Raw genomic sequence first — 14,177 nt, 5'->3', positions numbered from 1 at the left:
AAATTTGACAATCTTGTATGAAATTGTAAGGTAATCGTCTTTCCGTTGGCGAGAGGCGATGACCATGTCGATCCGCGAAGAGTTGGCCAACACCACCTTGGCTTTCACGTCGGCGGAAGAAAAGATCGTTCAGGTCCTGCTCGCCGACTATCCGATGTCGGGGCTGGGAACGGCGACCCGGCTGGCGCGACGCGCCGGAGTCAGCGACCCGAGCGTGACCCGCCTGATGACCAAGCTCGGCTATGTCGGCTTTGCCGATTTCCAGGCGCGGCTGCTGACGGAAGTCGAATCCAGACTGCATTCGCCGTTGCTGATGATGGAGGCCAAGCGTCCCGGCGGCTCCAGCGAGGGCACGGCACTGGCCTACTTCCATTCGGTTTCCGACAGTCTGGAGCGCACGCGCACGGCGGTCCCCCTGCAGGCCTATACACGCGCTGTCAATTTGCTGCTCGAGACCAAGGGCCAGGTCGTCCTGCTGGGCGGCCGTTTCAGCCGCCACATCGCCTCCATGCTCGCCGGCTATCTCCTGCAATTCCGCTCCGGCGTGCGCGACATCGGCTCGTTGAGCCCGGCGGATTTCGACTTGCTGATCGACCTCGGCAAGCGCGACCTTCTCGTCGTGTTCGACTATCGGCGCTACCAGTCGGACGTGGTGAGCTTTGCGCGGCAGGCGAAGGAACGCGGCGTCTCCGTACTGCTGTTCACCGATGTATGGCTGTCGCCGATCGCTGACATCGCCGACCTGACGATGGTCGCGGCGATCGACGCCAACTCGCCCTTCGACACGCTGGCGACCGCCGTGGCTCAGATGGAGACGGTTTTCGCCCATGCGCTGGAAGGCCATGGCGCCGGGGTGCGCAAGCGCATCGAGGACATCGAGAAGATCCGCAGCGCCAATGCCGTCACCCTCGATGCCGCCTTGTCGCCGTCCGACAACGAAACCGTCAAACCAAGAACCACCAGGAAATAGCACCGATGCGCCCGGCGCGGCGGTGCGAGGAAGGAATAATCATGGCTGACGCCCAGACGATCATCGATGCCGTGCAGGCTGAAATCGAGAGAGACCGCGACTGGCTGATCGGGCTTGTCCGCGACATGGTCCGCATCCCTTCGGTCAATCCCAAATTCGAGGCCAATCCGGCGATCAACCGCGAGGCGGATGTCCAGGCTCTGCTGGAGCCGATCCTCAAGCACGATGGCTTCAAGACCGAACAGTGGGACGCCTTGCCCGGCCGGCCCAATCTGGTCGGCGAATGGGCTGGAAACGAGGAGCGCAGCCTGATCCTGTGTGGGCATATCGATGTCGTGCCGGTCGGCGAGATGAAGGACTGGTCGGTCGATCCGTTCGGCAGTGAGATCACGAATGGCCGGCTCTATGGTCGGGGTGCGGTCGACATGAAGGGCGGCGTCGCGGCTTGCGTCGCCGCCGCGCACGCGATCCGCAAGGCGGGCATCACACTGCAAGGCCGGTTGGCCGTCCACTCCGTCGTCGACGAGGAGGCTGGTGGCTTCGGCGCCATGGATGCGGTCAAGAAGGGCAAACTCGCCAAGGCGGTGCTTGTCGCCGAGCCGACCTGGGGCGATGTCCTCCCGGTCGAGGGCGGGCTCGAATGGGCGCGGGTGACGATCCGTGGCCGCAACGCGCATTCGGCGCTGCGTTACAACGAAATCTACCCGCAACGGCACGACAAGGACCGGCTGAAGCCGGGTGTCAACGCCATCGAGATCGCGGCGCGGTTCATTGCCGCCGTCCGCCAATACGAGCTCGACCGGACACGGGCAAAGTCCCATCCGCTGCTGCCGGTCGGCATGAACACGATCAACATCGGAGTCATGCATGGCGGAACGGGCCTTGGCGAACACGGCCTGCCGACGGTGATGACCAACCCGGCCATCATCCCCGATGTTGCCGTGCTCGATCTCGACATGAAGTTTCTGCCGGATGAGAATTCAGCCGAATACCGCCGCGACTTCGAAGCGTTCGTCCATCATTTCGCGCAAACCGACGCCTGGTTGCGCGACAACCCGCCTGCCATCCAGTGGGAGCTCGGCGGGCTGCATTTCCCGCCGATGAACACGCCGGTCGACCATCCGTTGGTGACGTCGCTGATGAAACGCAAGGCGGCGATCGGCAAGGCGCCTCAGACAAGCGGCTTCGTCGCCGTGTGTGATGCAGCGCACTATGCTGGCGCCGGTGTCGACGGTGTCATTTTCGGTCCGTCGGGCGACGGCTTCCATGGCGCCAACGAATGTGTCGAAGTGGAATCGGTGGTCGAGACCGCCAAGGTGATCGCGGCATCCGTCATCGACTGGTGCGGCGTGCGCTGAGTAGCTTGCTTTTCAGGTGGTCACGCCGGGCGGTTGATCCGCCCGGCGACGGCACCCCAAGCCGCTTTGATCATGCCGGCCAGTCCGCTGGGATAGGCCAGCATCACGCCGATGATCAGAACCGCCGTGATCATTGGGCGCCATGCGCCGAAATCAGCCATCCACTCGGCGAAAACCGTCAGCACGAAAGAGGCGACGATGGCGCCGTAGATGGTGCTGGTGCCGCCCAGCAGCACCATCGACAGGATGATGGTCGCCAGGCTCATGCCGAACACGTCGATCGAGGCGTTGCGCTGGTAGGCGGCATAGAAGGCCCCGGCGATGCCGGTAAAGAAGGCGCTTGCCGCAAGCGTCAGCATGCGCTGGCGCACGATCGAGACACCGCGGCTGACGGCGTATTCCTCATTGTCGCGCAGCGCCACGATGCTGGCGCCGGCGCGCGAGCGCACGAACACACGCAGGAACAGCGTGCTCGCCACCAGCAGCGCCAGCGCGATGTAGAAATAGGCGAATTTGGCGTCGCGGACCATATTGTGGTCGAACCAGTAGAGGCCGGGGATACGCACGATCCCTTGCGTGCCGCCGGTGATGTCGGACTGGCTGAGGATCACTTGCATGACCAATTGCGCGAAGCCGAAGGTGACCAGGATGATATAGATGCCCTTCAGGCGCAGGATCGGGATGGTCACCACGATCGCGGCAAGCGTGGCGATGATGCCGCTGGCAAACAGCGCGATCCACGGATCGAGCCCGGCCAGCTTGGTCAGCAGGCTGTAGGCGTAGACGCCGATGCCGAAGAGCGCCAGATGACCGAAATTGAAGACGCCGCCATAGCCGAGGCTGAGGTCCCAATTCGACGCCACGATGGCGTAGATAAAGGCCATGATCAGGATGTGGCGGGCATAGGTGTCGCCGAAGACGAGCGGCAGCAGCGCCAGCACGGCCAAGCCGAGCACGAATCCGATGGCTTCGTGCTTCCACGGCGTGCGGCCAGGTGCGATCGGGGTTGCCGCCGCTGTGCGGATCTGGGTGATTGGCGAGGTCGTGTCGGTCATGCGAGGCCTCGCGAGCGGCTGGCGAAAATGCCCTCGGGACGTACCATCAGGGTCAGGATCAGCACGCCGAACAGCAATGCCGGCGTCCAGTAGAGGCCGAAATAATAGCTGCAGGCGGCCTCGAAAAAGCCGATCAGATAGGCGGCGAAGATCGGCCCCGATATGCTCGATATGCCGCCGAAGACGACGACGATCAGCGCCTTGAGCAGCGGGTCTGAGCCCATCACGGGCGACATGAAGCGATAGCCGCCCATGAAGATGCCGGCGAGCCCCGCCAGCGAAGCGGCGATGGCGAAGGCCAGCCCGTAGAGCGCGGTGACATTCAGACCGACCAGATGGCTGGCATCCTCGTTCTGCGCGACCGCACGCAATGCCAGCCCGAGACGCGAACGGTTGAGGAACATCCACAACGCCGCCAGGATCAGCGGCGTGATGACGATGATGGCGATCTGGTGCAGCGAAACGCCGACGCCGCCGATGATGGCGTTGCCGTCGACCAGCGCCGGAATCTGCTTGGAGCGCGGCCCCCAGATGGTGAGCGCTCCGTTCTCGATCAGCGATCCGGCGGCAAGCGTGGTGATGACGACGACCAGCACGATGTTGGGCCGGCCGATCAGCGGCCGCACGACGCTTGCCTGCAGGATCCAGCCGGCGCCGGCCATGACGACCACGGCGACGGGAAAGGCTACCGCCGCCGGCAGGCCGAGTTCCACCAATTGCCAGGCGACATAGGCGCCCAGCATCATGAACACGCCATGGCTGAAGTTGAACACGCCGATCGTCGTCCAGACCAAAGCGAGCCCGACCGCCATCATGGCGTAGAGCGAACCTTGGAACAGGCCGCCGAACAGGATTTCCGCCAATGCGCTCATACCGAGTTCCTAGTGGCCAAAATACATCGACATGATCTCGCCGTGGTCGAGGCTCTCGCCCGGCTTGATCTCGGTCGCCACCGCGCCGTGGTTGACGAGGTAGAGTTGCTGCGTCAGTTCCAGCAGGAACTCGATATCCTGCTCGACGACGATCAGCGGCACCCCGCCGCGCGAAATGTCCATGACGGAGGCGCAGAGTTCGTCCTTGATCTTGGGGGCCAGCCCAAGCGTCGGCTCGTCGAGGATCAGGAGGCGCGGATGGCTCATCAGCGCCGTGCCGATCGACACCATCTGGCGCTCGCCGCCCGACAGCGTGCGCACGCGCTGGCGCCAGCGTTCCGCCAGTTTCGGGAACAGTTTGATCACCTTCTCGCGGTTCTCCGCCTCATGCGGACGGGCGCGCGGCGAATAGGCGCCCAGCGCCATGCAGTCGGCGATGGAGAGGTCGGGAAACAGCCGGTTGCCTTGCGGCACGTGGATCAGGCCGGCGCCGACGATGGCGCGGGCGCTGAGGCCTGCTATGTCTTGCCCGTCGAACTGGATGCGGCCGTTCTTCGGCCGGAGCAGGCCGGAGACGGTGCGCAACAGGGTCGTCTTGCCATGACCGTTGGGTCCGAACAGGCCGACATTGCCGAAGCGGCCAGCTTCCAGCGAAATGTCGTGCAGCACGGTGACGCGGCCATAGCCGGCGGTGACGCCTTCGACGGTGAGGATGGGAATCACGCCACCGCCCTCCTGGTTCCGAGATAGGCCTCGATGACGCGCTGGTCGGCGATCACGCTTGCCGGCTCGCCAGCGGCGAGCACGCGGCCATTGTTAAGCACCAGCAGATGCTGCGACAGGCTCATCAGGAAGGTCAGCACATGCTCGATCAGGAGGATGGTGATGCCGCGTTCGGCGGTGCGGCGGATCAAACCGATCGACGTCTCGATCTCGGGCTTGGTCAAGCTCGATGCCGGTTCGTCGAGCAACAGCATACGTGGCTGCATGGCGATCGCGGTGGCAAGCATCAGGCATTTGCGCTCGAAGACGGAAAGCTCGCCGGCCAGCCGCCCGAAGGACACTGAACCCAAGCCGACAAACTCCAGTGCCTCTGCGGCCGCCTCGCGGGCGGCTGCCGCTGCAGCTTTCTCCTTTCTGCCGTAGCTGGCGCCGATCAGCGCGTTCTCGAATACGGTCAGGCCGTCGAAGCTGGTTTCGCGCTGAAAGGTGCGGGCAAGGCCGAGGCGCGCGATGGCATGTCCAGACTTGCCGTTGATCGCGGTCCCGTCAAAGCGGATGTGGCCTCTGTCCGGCCCGAACGGGATGCCGGTGATGATGTTGAACAGCGTGCTCTTGCCGCTGCCGTTCGGGCCGGCGATGCCAAAGATCTCGCCGGCCTCGACCTTGAACGACACGCCATCGACGGCCTTCAGCGAACCGAAGGCCTTCGATACGTCGTCCAGTTCAAGCAGGGCCATGCCTCACTGCATCCAGGGCTGCGGCTTGAAGGCACCGGTGGCGTATTTTTCCGGCGAGATCAGCGTGCGCTGGCCGTCCCAGATCTGAAAGAAGGTGATCGGGATATAGTCGTCGCCCTGCGTGGCGAGATGCGTGGCGGAATCGAATTTCAGCCGGCCCTCGGCGACCTGCTTGTCGGTCTCCGACAGCGCCTTCATGATCGCGGCGTGGTCGGATGCGCCGCCGACTTTCTTGACCGCGTCGAAATAGACGTTGGTCATTTCATAGAGGCCGACGCCATAGGTGCCGCTCTCGACGCCATATTTGGCCTTGAACTTGGCCGCCACCTCATCGGCGCGCGGGTTCTTCGGCGTCGTCAGCGCCCCGCCGAGGAGATTGTAGATGACGCCATTCGACTTCTTGCCGGTGAGTTCGACGAATTCCGGAACACTCGGCGCATATTGCAGGAAGACAAGGCTCTTGGTCGGCTGTTCGAGGAACTGGTTCAGGAAAGACGCCGAATTGCCCGGCAGATAATCGGTGTTGATGACGACATCGGGAACATTCTCGCGCACCTTGGCCAGGATCGAACGCCAGTCGGTGACTTCGCCGAAGGGCACGATCTCATCGACGCTGATAGTCCAGCCCTTCTCCTTGAAAGTCTTCTTCATGCCCTCCGAGATGGTCTTCGAATAGGCGTTGTCGGAGGAGATGATGGCGACCTTCTTGGTCGGCAAGGTGATCTTGCCGTCGGCCGCGAGTTTCTCGACGAACAAGGTGACGTCGGTGTTGTAGGCGTCGAAGGACGGCGTTAGCGACCAACAGCACATGTACTTGTCTGGACTCGGCGCGATGATGTCCCTGGTCTGCTGCGAGGTGGCCGCCAGCATGTAGGGCATCTCGGCCTCGGCCATGTTGTCGATCTCGAAATTCGTCAGGCTGGCGTAGCCGGTGAGCATGAATTGCACGCCGGGATCGCCAAGCAGGCGCTCGACCGCGCTGGTGACGTTGCCGGCGGACTGATCCTTGACGTCGCCGACCACCAGTTCGAATGTGTTACCGGCAACGCCGCCGGCGGCATTCGCCTCATCGATTGCCATCTGCACGCCGCGCTGGAATTCCTGGCCGTCCGCCGCGGCAGGGCCCGTGATCGGCGCCAGCAGGCCGATCTTGACGACATCGGCGAAAGCGGGGGCGCTTGCCGTGGCAAACGCCGCGATCAGGGCCGTGGTCATCAGCATATGGCGGAGTCTGTTGCCTGCGAATTTGGATTTCATCGTGCCGTTCCCTGTTCTCCTCCCGTTCATCGGGAGTTGGATAATTGACAATCTACGCACAATTGATGTTATTTGAAAAGGATTTTTCAACGGCACGAGACCGGGAAAATGTTATGGCAGGGCTAGGGGAGGCGGCGGCGCTTTGTTGTGCAACTGCTTCGAAACAGAGCGATTCCAGACGGAGCCAAAGATGACGATCGCGCAGAAGACCCTTGAAACCAGTCACGGCAGGATCGCCGTTCGCGAGACCGGCGGCAAAGGCACCGCCGTCCTGCTGATTCATGGCAATTCGTCTTCCGGTGCCGTTTTCCGCAACCAGCTCGAGAGCCCGCTGGGCGAGCGCTACCACATGATCGCCCCCGATCTGCCGGGCCACGGCGCTTCCGGCAATGCGATCGATCCGGACCGCTCCTACAGTATGGAAGGCTATGCCGATGCGATGACCGAAGTGCTCGGCCTGCTCGGTATCGACAAGGGCATCGTCTTCGGCTGGTCGCTCGGCGGTCATATCGGGCTGGAGATGATCGACCGTTATCCTGGCCTGCTTGGCCTGATGATATCGGGCACTCCGCCGGTAGCGCCCGAGGAGGTCGGCAACGGCTTCAAGTCGAGTCCGCATATGCACCTTGCCGGACAAGAGGCCTTCACCGCCGCTGATGTCGAGGCCTATGCGCGCAGCACTTGCGGGGAACCGTTCGAACCGTTCCTCCTCGACACGGTGGCGCGCACCGACGGGCGGGCGCGGCGCCTGATGTTCGAGAAATTCGCCGCCGGCACAGGCCGCAACCAGCGCGAGATCGTCGCCGGCAAGACGCCTCCGATCGCCGTTCTCAATGGCATCGACGAGCCTTTCGTGAACACCGATTTTGTCTCAGCGGTCAAGTTCTCTAACCTGTGGGAAGGCAAGGCGCATCTGCTCGACAAATCGGGCCATGCGCCGTTCTGGGATTCTCCCGACCGCTTCAACCCGATCTTCGCCCGCTTCCTGGAAAGCGTGGATCAGGCATAGAGTCGCCGCAAGGCCACCGACCAGCCGCCATCGACCGGAATGGGTCCAGCTCTGCTGGCCTCATTGCACTGACAGGAGGAGGGCGGCCGCGACCGGGCCGTTGGCAAGGCATGCGTGTCCGGCTATGACGGCAAAGTTGCGAAGAGCAGTCAGCTTTTCCGTTGGAGTGCGACATGACCGTATTTACACGCCGCGGACTGCTGAAAACTGCCGCCGTTGCCGGTGCGAGCGGGCTCGGGCTTGCCGCCATGGGCAGGATTGGCGGCTGGGCGGCGTCCGCGCCTGAGCCGGTGGTGCTGCGGACGGCGAAAATCCAGGCGAAGCTGATGGATGTCGGCCAGACCAACAATGTGCTGACTTACGGCAAAGCGGGAATGCCGCCGGTGCTCAGGATGAAAAAAGGCGAACCCTTTGCCGCGCGCCTCGACAATGCCATCGACGATCCGACGACCATCCACTGGCACGGTATTCGCCTGCCGAACAAGATGGATGGCGTGCCCTTCCTGGTGCAGCCTTACGTCTACACCGGCGATCATTTCGACTATGCCTTCACGCCGCCCGATGCCGGCACCTTCTGGTATCACCCGCACTGCAACACGCTGGAGCAGATGGGGCACGGCCTGACCGGCGTGATCGTGGTTGAAAACCCGAACGATCCGAAATTCGACGCCGAGTTTGTCCTCAACCTGCGCGACTGGCGCCTTGGCGACGACGGCCAGTTCATCGACCAGTTCCGGCCGCGCGATGCGGCGAGAACCGGCACCTACGGCACGGTGCGTACGGCCAACTGGCTCGATCAGCCGCAATACGACGCGCCTGCCGGCGGGCTGGTGCGGCTGCGCATCGCCATTACCGATGTCACCCGCATCTATGCCTTTCGCGTCGACGGCGCCGAAGCGATGGTGATGGCGCTGGACGGCAATCCGGTGCCGGAGCGCTTTGCGCCCGATGCCTTGCTGCTTGGACCGGGGCAGCGCATGGAACTCGCCATCCGCATGCCCGACGATGAGGGCGCGATCGTCAGCCTGCGGGACGTCAGGGGCACCAAGCCCAAGGTGCTGGCGACGCTGCGCGCGACGGGCAACTCGCTCAAGCGGGACGTTCGCGACGTTGCGCCGCTGGAAGTGAATCCGGTGGCGGAAGTGGATCTCGGCTCGGCCCAGCATATCTCCCTGTCGCTCAGCGCCACGGCGGAGAACGTCCCGAGCGACAGCATCTGCGGTTCTCTCGGCTACAGTTTCTGGGCAATCAACAAGGTGCCATGGCCGGGCGATACGCCCGATCCAACCGCGCCGCTCGCCGAGCTGAAGCTCGGCAGGAGCTATGTCATCGACATGGAGAACCTGACGCCGCAATCGCATCCGATGCATTTGCACGGCATGAGCTTTAAGGTTTTGTCATCCTCGACGCGGCCGGTGCGGCCGTTGATTTCAGACACCTATCTCATCCAGCCCAACGAGAAGGTGAGCCTTGGCTTCGTCGCCGACAATCCCGGCGACTGGCTGCTGCATTGCCACATCATCGAGCACCAGAAATCGGGCATGACGAGTTACGTCAGAGTGGTCTGAGCCAAGCCCACCGAAAGCCGCCTACTTGCGCAGTTGCGCCTCGATCTCGTCGAGCACCTTGTCCTTGCCGATGCCGGTGAGGAAGGCGAGGCCCTTGATGACCGGCTTGGTCACCGAAGCCGAGATCGGCGTGGTGGCGACGATGAAGTCGACGCTATCGGCGAGCCCCGGCACTTCGGTTGCCTTGGCCTGCTGCGCGTTGAAGGTAAGGCCGCGCATCTTCATCGCCTCGGTAACGGCGACGTTGACCGCCGTCGAGGTGGCGATGCCGGTGCCGCAGGCAAAGAGAATTGTCTTCTGTCTGGCCATCTTTGCTTTCCTTTGATTAGCAGCCGAGCACGGTGCGCACGTCGTCAAGCGTCCTGGCCGACCTCAAGCCGTCCAATGCATCTGGATTCTGGATCGTTGCCATGACGGACTGCAGCGCTTCAATCTGCTTGTCCTTGTCATTGATCGCAAGCAGGAAGACGAAACCCACCGGCAGCTTCTCGTCGGGGTCTTCCATATTGGCGAAGATCACCGGCTTTCTCAGCGTGCCCATTGCGATGCCGGGCTTCAGCACATGCTCGGGATCAGTGTGGGGCACCGCGACATTGTCGGCGCGTTCCAGCGGCAATCCTGTCGGGATGGTCATTTCGCGGCGAACGACCGCGTCGGCATAGGAGCTCTTGACATAGCCAAGGGCCTCGAGCCGTCCCGCCAGGACGCGGATGATCTCCTCATTGGTCGACGCGTCCGACCCGAGCACGATCGCTTCGGGATCCAGAAGCTGCATGAGGGCGTCGGACATGTCTTGCTCCGTCGATAAATCGTGCGCCCGGCGAAGGCGCACGATCGTTTCAGATGAAGGCACGCTTGCGTTCAGGCCGTGCCTTCGGCCGGCTCGTCCTCGGCGCCCGCCGCCCGTTCCCAGCCGAGCGGATTGCGGCGATAGAGCACGAACAGCGCCGCTATGACCACGGCGATCACGATGATGCCGATCAGCCCAAGTCCCTGGATCGCCTCGATGATCACATAGGGTACCCACAGGAAGCCGTCGACCACCGAGGTGATCTGCAAAGCATCCGCCGGCAGTTTGAAGCCCGACGCGACGGCCGCACTGGTGAACAGCGGCGCCAGGGCGTTGGCGACATAGAAGCCGATCGCCAAGGTCACCGTGCCGATCACCACCATGCGGAACACATTGCCCTTGACCAGCGGCGCGGTCATGGCGACGATGAACGGGATGACCGCCAGATCGGCGAACAGGATGACGCGGTTGCCCGGCAGGATCACCGACAGGATGATCGCGATCGGCACCAGGATCAGCGACGACGAGATCGCGGCGGGATGGCCGATCAGGATCGCCGAATCGAGGCCGACGAGAAGCTCGCGATCGCCGGTGCGCTTGCGCACGAACTCCTGCGCCGCGTCGGAAACCGGGATCAGGCCCTCCATCAGGATCTTCACCATGCGCGGCAGCAGCAGCATAACCGCGGCAAGTGTCATTCCGGTGCCCAGCACCTTGGCCAGCACCGTGCCGGGATCGCCGGCATTGTAGAAGGCGATGGCGCCGAGCACGAGGCCGATGATCAGGCCGAGCACGACCGGTTCGCCGAACACGCCGAAGCGGCGCTCGATGGTTTCGGTGTTGATGTTGATGCGGTTGATGCCGGGAATGCGGTCCATGATCCAGTTCAGGATGATGGCGATCGGCAGGATTTGCGCCGAGGCGAGATGCGGCACCGAAATGCCGGGAACGCCGTAGAATTGCTGCACCGCGCGCGCCGACCAATCGGCGAACAGCAGCGACAGCGCCGCAACCAGGGCCGCGATGGCAATGCCGTAGGCCAGATTGTCGGTGGCGGCGACGACGAGCGAGCCGACGAAGGCGAAATGCCAGAAATTCCAGACGTCGACATTGAGCGTGCGCGTCATGCGCGTCAGCAACAGCACGATGTTGACCAGGATGCCGACCGGGATGACCCAAAGCCCGACCGAGGAGCCAAAGGCGATGGCGGCCGCCGAGGGCCAGCCGACGTCGATGATGTCGCGATGAATGCCGGTGTTGGTGACGATGGCCTTGGCGACGTCGCCGATCGACGTGAACATCAGGCCAAGCACAAGGTTGATACCGATGAAGGCGACCCCGATGGTGACGGCGGCGCGAAAGGCCTTGCTGACCTTGGCGCCCAAAACCACGGCAATGATGAAAATGACGATCGGCAGCAGGATTGTCGCGCCGAGCGTGTCGATGGCCCCCTTGAGGCCAGCGAGTAGAGTATCCATTCTTCCTCCCCTGGAGCCCCGAGCCTAAAGCTTCGCGGTGCTCCTTTCTCTCAGCCTCTGCCGCCACCTTAGCGCAAAGGCACTCCCCAGATGCCGCGAGACGAGTGCCCCTCCGAGCGGTTGTCTCGATGAACATTTGCCTTTGTTGGCAAACGAATGTTTTATTGAGACTGTTCGCGACAATGTCAATTGGCAAGCCTTTGGGCCAATCGGCCAAGGCGACGACGCTTGTCACGGGTCATTTTCGTTGGAAATCGCCGGTCGCGAGCGGTTTTGTTGGCACAGGGGAATGGTCCCTGCTAATTCGCGTCCAGACCAAGAAGCTGTGGACATCCCGCATGACCAATGTCGCCTTGACCGGGCTTGCCCGCGATCTCGCCAGACGTGCCGCCGAGGGCCGCCCGGTGCGCATCGGCATCATCGGCTCCGGCGAAATGGGCACTGACCTCGTCACGCAAGGCATGCTGATGCCCGGCGTTGCGGTTTGCGCCGTCTCGACCCGGCGCCCGCACACCGCGCGTGACGCCATCCGCATCGCCTACGGTGACGAGGCGATGGCGGTCGAAGCCGACACCGCGTCGAAAGTCACCGCGGCGATCGAGGTTGGAAAAATAGCCATCACCTCGAACGAGATGCTGGTCACCAACCCACTGATCGATGTCGTCATCGACGCCACCGGCAAGCCGGGCGTCGCCGCCGATTTCGACCTGATGGCGATGGAGCACGGCAAGCACCTGGTGATGATGAATGTCGAGGCCGACGTCACTATCGGCTGTTACCTCAAGCAGCAGGCCGACCGGCTTGGCGTGGTTTATTCGGTCGGCGCCGGCGACGAGCCGTCGAGCTGCATGGAACTGATCGAGTTCGCGTCCGCACTCGGCCTTACCATCGTCTCGGCTGGCAAGGGCAAGAACAACCCGCTCAACCACGATGCCGTGCCTGACGACTATCGCGAGGAAGCGACCCGCCGCAACATGAACCCGCGCATGCTGGTCGAGTTCGTCGACGGCTCCAAGACCATGGTCGAGATGTGCGCCATCGCCAACGCCACCGGGCTGGTGCCTGACGTGCCCGGCATGCATGGTCCCAAGGCCGACCGCGATGACCTCGTCAAGGTGCTGATCCCGCGCGAGGATGGTGGCCTCCTGCTGAAAAAAGGCGTCGTCGACTACACTATCGGCAAGGGTGTGGCGCCCGGTGTCTTCGTCATCGTCGAGGCGACGCATCCGCGCATCATCGAACGCATGGACGACCTGCATATCGGCCGCGGTCCCTATTACAGCCTGTTCCGGCCCTACCATCTGACCTCACTGGAAGTGCCGCTGACGGCCGCTCGCATCGTGCTGTTCGGCAAGCCCGACATGGTGCCGCTGCCGCGGCCGGTTGCCGAGGTCTGCGCCGTCGCCAAGCGCGATCTCGCCGCCGGCGAGACCTTCGATGCGATCGGCGAGATCTGCTATCGCTCCTGGACCATGACCGTCGGCGACGCGCGTTCCCAGCGCGCCGTGCCGGTCGGCCTGCTTGAGGGCGGCAAGGTGCTGAAGCCGGTCAGGAAAGGTGCACTGCTGACCACCGACAATGCAGCGCCAGACCGGACGACCAGTCTGTTCGCGCTGCGCCGCCTGCAGGACGAGATGCTGTACGGAAACAAGCCCGTTGTGGCGCTGTCATGACAGATGCGCTATATTGTAATGGCAGATGACGCCAAGGATCGACCAATGAACCTCCAGATCAGGGACCCGCGTGCACGTGAACTGGCACAGCGGCTCGCCGCCAAACGCAAGATTTCGATGACCGAGGCGGTGATCGAAGCTCTTGAGTCCGAACTGAAACGGGAAAGTGGACGCGCTCCGTTGGCGCAGCGGCTGGCTGCCATCGCCGATGAACTCAAAGCCAGAGCTGGCCAGGGCGGCCGGCCCGTACACAAGGATGAGATCGATGAGATGTGGGGCCACTCCTGATGTTTGTCGACACCTCGGTGGTCGTCGCAATTCTTTCGGGAGAAGGAGATGCTGGCGAGTGGAGCAACCGCATCGCGGTAGCACCTCGCAGGATTACTTCCGCGCTGGTGGTGCTCGAAGCGGCTATGCGGCTTTCAACTATGCTGGCGGTCGAGCCGCTCGTCGCTGAAGTGGCGATAGAGGCTTTTCTGCGCGAGGCCGAAATCGAAATCGTTCCCATCGACGCCGGCGACGCCAAGCTCGCGGTCCAAGCTTTTTCAGACTATGGAAAAGGACGCGGGCATCCCGCCCAACTCAACCTGGCCGATTGCCTGTCCTATGCTTGCGCAAAGGGCCGCGGCTCTGCTCTGCTCTACAAAGGCAACGACTTCTCGCATACCGATCTGGCCTAGGGAGTCT

15 protein-coding genes are annotated in these 14,177 nt (G+C 63.0%); 7 read left to right on the top strand and 8 right to left on the bottom strand.

What is annotated here, in order from left to right; genetic code table 11:
• Nucleotides 1-64: 64 nt before the first annotated feature.
• Nucleotides 65-970, top strand: a complete 906-nt coding sequence (locus LB557_RS18785; protein WP_140615407.1) for a MurR/RpiR family transcriptional regulator — start codon at nucleotides 65-67, stop codon at nucleotides 968-970.
• Between the two features lie 41 nt (nucleotides 971-1,011).
• A complete protein-coding gene (locus LB557_RS18780) occupies nucleotides 1,012-2,328 on the top strand; it encodes a M20 family metallopeptidase (protein WP_224643010.1) in 1,317 nt (438 codons plus the stop codon).
• A gap of 20 nt (nucleotides 2,329-2,348) precedes the next feature.
• On the opposite strand, the gene LB557_RS18775 is transcribed toward LB557_RS18780, so the two are convergent.
• From LB557_RS18775 to LB557_RS18755, 5 genes are read right to left on the bottom strand one after another with little or no spacing between them, the layout of a single operon-like run.
• Nucleotides 2,349-3,383: a branched-chain amino acid ABC transporter permease gene (locus tag LB557_RS18775; protein WP_015316274.1), complete on the bottom strand. Its 1,035-nt coding sequence runs from the start codon at nucleotides 3,381-3,383 to the stop codon at nucleotides 2,349-2,351.
• Entirely contained in the window at nucleotides 3,380-4,255 is an 876-nt protein-coding gene (locus tag LB557_RS18770; protein WP_224643011.1) for a branched-chain amino acid ABC transporter permease, read from the bottom strand. Before LB557_RS18770 ends, LB557_RS18775 begins: the two co-directional genes overlap by 4 nt.
• A gap of 9 nt (nucleotides 4,256-4,264) precedes the next feature.
• Nucleotides 4,265-4,978 carry an ABC transporter ATP-binding protein gene (locus LB557_RS18765; RefSeq protein WP_140614676.1) on the bottom strand — a complete coding sequence of 238 codons (714 nt, stop codon included), beginning with the start codon at nucleotides 4,976-4,978 and terminating at the stop codon, nucleotides 4,265-4,267.
• Entirely contained in the window at nucleotides 4,975-5,715 is a 741-nt protein-coding gene (locus LB557_RS18760; RefSeq protein WP_140614675.1) for an ABC transporter ATP-binding protein, read from the bottom strand. Before LB557_RS18760 ends, LB557_RS18765 begins: the two co-directional genes overlap by 4 nt.
• A 3-nt stretch (nucleotides 5,716-5,718) precedes the next feature.
• Nucleotides 5,719-6,972, bottom strand: coding sequence for an ABC transporter substrate-binding protein (locus tag LB557_RS18755; RefSeq protein ID WP_140614674.1), 1,254 nt, complete (start codon nucleotides 6,970-6,972; stop codon nucleotides 5,719-5,721).
• A 190-nt stretch (nucleotides 6,973-7,162) separates the two neighbouring features.
• Here LB557_RS18755 and LB557_RS18750 point away from each other — a divergent pair, with 190 nt between their 5' ends.
• Both LB557_RS18750 and LB557_RS18745 read left to right on the top strand, forming a co-directional pair.
• Nucleotides 7,163-7,981 (top strand): alpha/beta fold hydrolase, encoded by an 819-nt coding sequence (locus LB557_RS18750; RefSeq protein ID WP_140660775.1) that lies wholly within the window; start codon nucleotides 7,163-7,165, stop codon nucleotides 7,979-7,981.
• Nucleotides 7,982-8,154: 173 nt separating this feature from the next.
• Nucleotides 8,155-9,549 (top strand): multicopper oxidase family protein, encoded by a 1,395-nt coding sequence (locus tag LB557_RS18745; RefSeq protein WP_224643012.1) that lies wholly within the window; start codon nucleotides 8,155-8,157, stop codon nucleotides 9,547-9,549.
• A gap of 21 nt (nucleotides 9,550-9,570) precedes the next feature.
• Here the strand turns inward: LB557_RS18745 and LB557_RS18740 are convergent, their stop codons facing one another.
• From LB557_RS18740 to LB557_RS18730, 3 genes are all read right to left on the bottom strand, one after another.
• Nucleotides 9,571-9,858 carry a PTS sugar transporter subunit IIB gene (locus tag LB557_RS18740; protein WP_015316281.1) on the bottom strand — a complete coding sequence of 96 codons (288 nt, stop codon included), beginning with the start codon at nucleotides 9,856-9,858 and terminating at the stop codon, nucleotides 9,571-9,573.
• A 16-nt stretch (nucleotides 9,859-9,874) separates the two neighbouring features.
• Nucleotides 9,875-10,339, bottom strand: coding sequence for a PTS sugar transporter subunit IIA (locus LB557_RS18735; RefSeq protein WP_140725834.1), 465 nt, complete (start codon nucleotides 10,337-10,339; stop codon nucleotides 9,875-9,877).
• Nucleotides 10,340-10,410: 71 nt separating this feature from the next.
• Nucleotides 10,411-11,817: a PTS galactitol transporter subunit IIC gene (locus LB557_RS18730; protein ID WP_015316283.1), complete on the bottom strand. Its 1,407-nt coding sequence runs from the start codon at nucleotides 11,815-11,817 to the stop codon at nucleotides 10,411-10,413.
• 338 nt (nucleotides 11,818-12,155) lie between these two features.
• Between LB557_RS18730 and LB557_RS18725 the strand changes: the two genes are divergently transcribed.
• The 3 genes from LB557_RS18725 to LB557_RS18715 are packed head-to-tail and all read left to right on the top strand — an operon-like array spanning nucleotide 12,156 to nucleotide 14,170.
• Complete coding sequence (locus tag LB557_RS18725; RefSeq protein WP_224643013.1) at nucleotides 12,156-13,490, top strand: NAD(P)H-dependent oxidoreductase; 1,335 nt, start codon at nucleotides 12,156-12,158, stop codon at nucleotides 13,488-13,490.
• Between the two features lie 45 nt (nucleotides 13,491-13,535).
• Nucleotides 13,536-13,778, top strand: a complete 243-nt coding sequence (locus LB557_RS18720; protein WP_015316285.1) for a type II toxin-antitoxin system VapB family antitoxin — start codon at nucleotides 13,536-13,538, stop codon at nucleotides 13,776-13,778.
• Entirely contained in the window at nucleotides 13,778-14,170 is a 393-nt protein-coding gene (locus LB557_RS18715) for a type II toxin-antitoxin system VapC family toxin (protein WP_015316286.1), read from the top strand. The genes LB557_RS18720 and LB557_RS18715 overlap by 1 nt, the downstream gene beginning before the upstream one ends.
• Nucleotides 14,171-14,177 lie beyond the last annotated feature (7 nt).

Source organism: Mesorhizobium sp. BR115XR7A (assembly GCF_020165315.1).
Taxonomy (GTDB): Bacteria; Pseudomonadota; Alphaproteobacteria; order Rhizobiales; family Rhizobiaceae; genus Mesorhizobium; species Mesorhizobium australicum.
Note: the sequence above shows the minus strand (reverse complement) of the source record. Positions and strands in the feature narration are given on the sequence as shown.

Coding starts and splice junctions, on each gene's coding strand:
- LB557_RS18755 (WP_140614674.1), bottom strand. CDS start 6,972: ATGAAATCCAAATTCGCAGGCAACAGACTCCGCCATATGCTGATGACC.
- LB557_RS18730 (WP_015316283.1), bottom strand. CDS start 11,817: ATGGATACTCTACTCGCTGGCCTCAAGGGGGCCATCGACACGCTCGGC.
- LB557_RS18785 (WP_140615407.1), top strand. CDS start 65: ATGTCGATCCGCGAAGAGTTGGCCAACACCACCTTGGCTTTCACGTCG.
- LB557_RS18760 (WP_140614675.1), bottom strand. CDS start 5,715: ATGGCCCTGCTTGAACTGGACGACGTATCGAAGGCCTTCGGTTCGCTG.
- LB557_RS18775 (WP_015316274.1), bottom strand. CDS start 3,383: ATGACCGACACGACCTCGCCAATCACCCAGATCCGCACAGCGGCGGCA.
- LB557_RS18740 (WP_015316281.1), bottom strand. CDS start 9,858: ATGGCCAGACAGAAGACAATTCTCTTTGCCTGCGGCACCGGCATCGCC.
- LB557_RS18715 (WP_015316286.1), top strand. CDS start 13,778: ATGTTTGTCGACACCTCGGTGGTCGTCGCAATTCTTTCGGGAGAAGGA.
- LB557_RS18780 (WP_224643010.1), top strand. CDS start 1,012: ATGGCTGACGCCCAGACGATCATCGATGCCGTGCAGGCTGAAATCGAG.
- LB557_RS18735 (WP_140725834.1), bottom strand. CDS start 10,339: ATGTCCGACGCCCTCATGCAGCTTCTGGATCCCGAAGCGATCGTGCTC.
- LB557_RS18750 (WP_140660775.1), top strand. CDS start 7,163: ATGACGATCGCGCAGAAGACCCTTGAAACCAGTCACGGCAGGATCGCC.
- LB557_RS18770 (WP_224643011.1), bottom strand. CDS start 4,255: ATGAGCGCATTGGCGGAAATCCTGTTCGGCGGCCTGTTCCAAGGTTCG.
- LB557_RS18725 (WP_224643013.1), top strand. CDS start 12,156: ATGACCAATGTCGCCTTGACCGGGCTTGCCCGCGATCTCGCCAGACGT.
- LB557_RS18745 (WP_224643012.1), top strand. CDS start 8,155: ATGACCGTATTTACACGCCGCGGACTGCTGAAAACTGCCGCCGTTGCC.
- LB557_RS18720 (WP_015316285.1), top strand. CDS start 13,536: ATGAACCTCCAGATCAGGGACCCGCGTGCACGTGAACTGGCACAGCGG.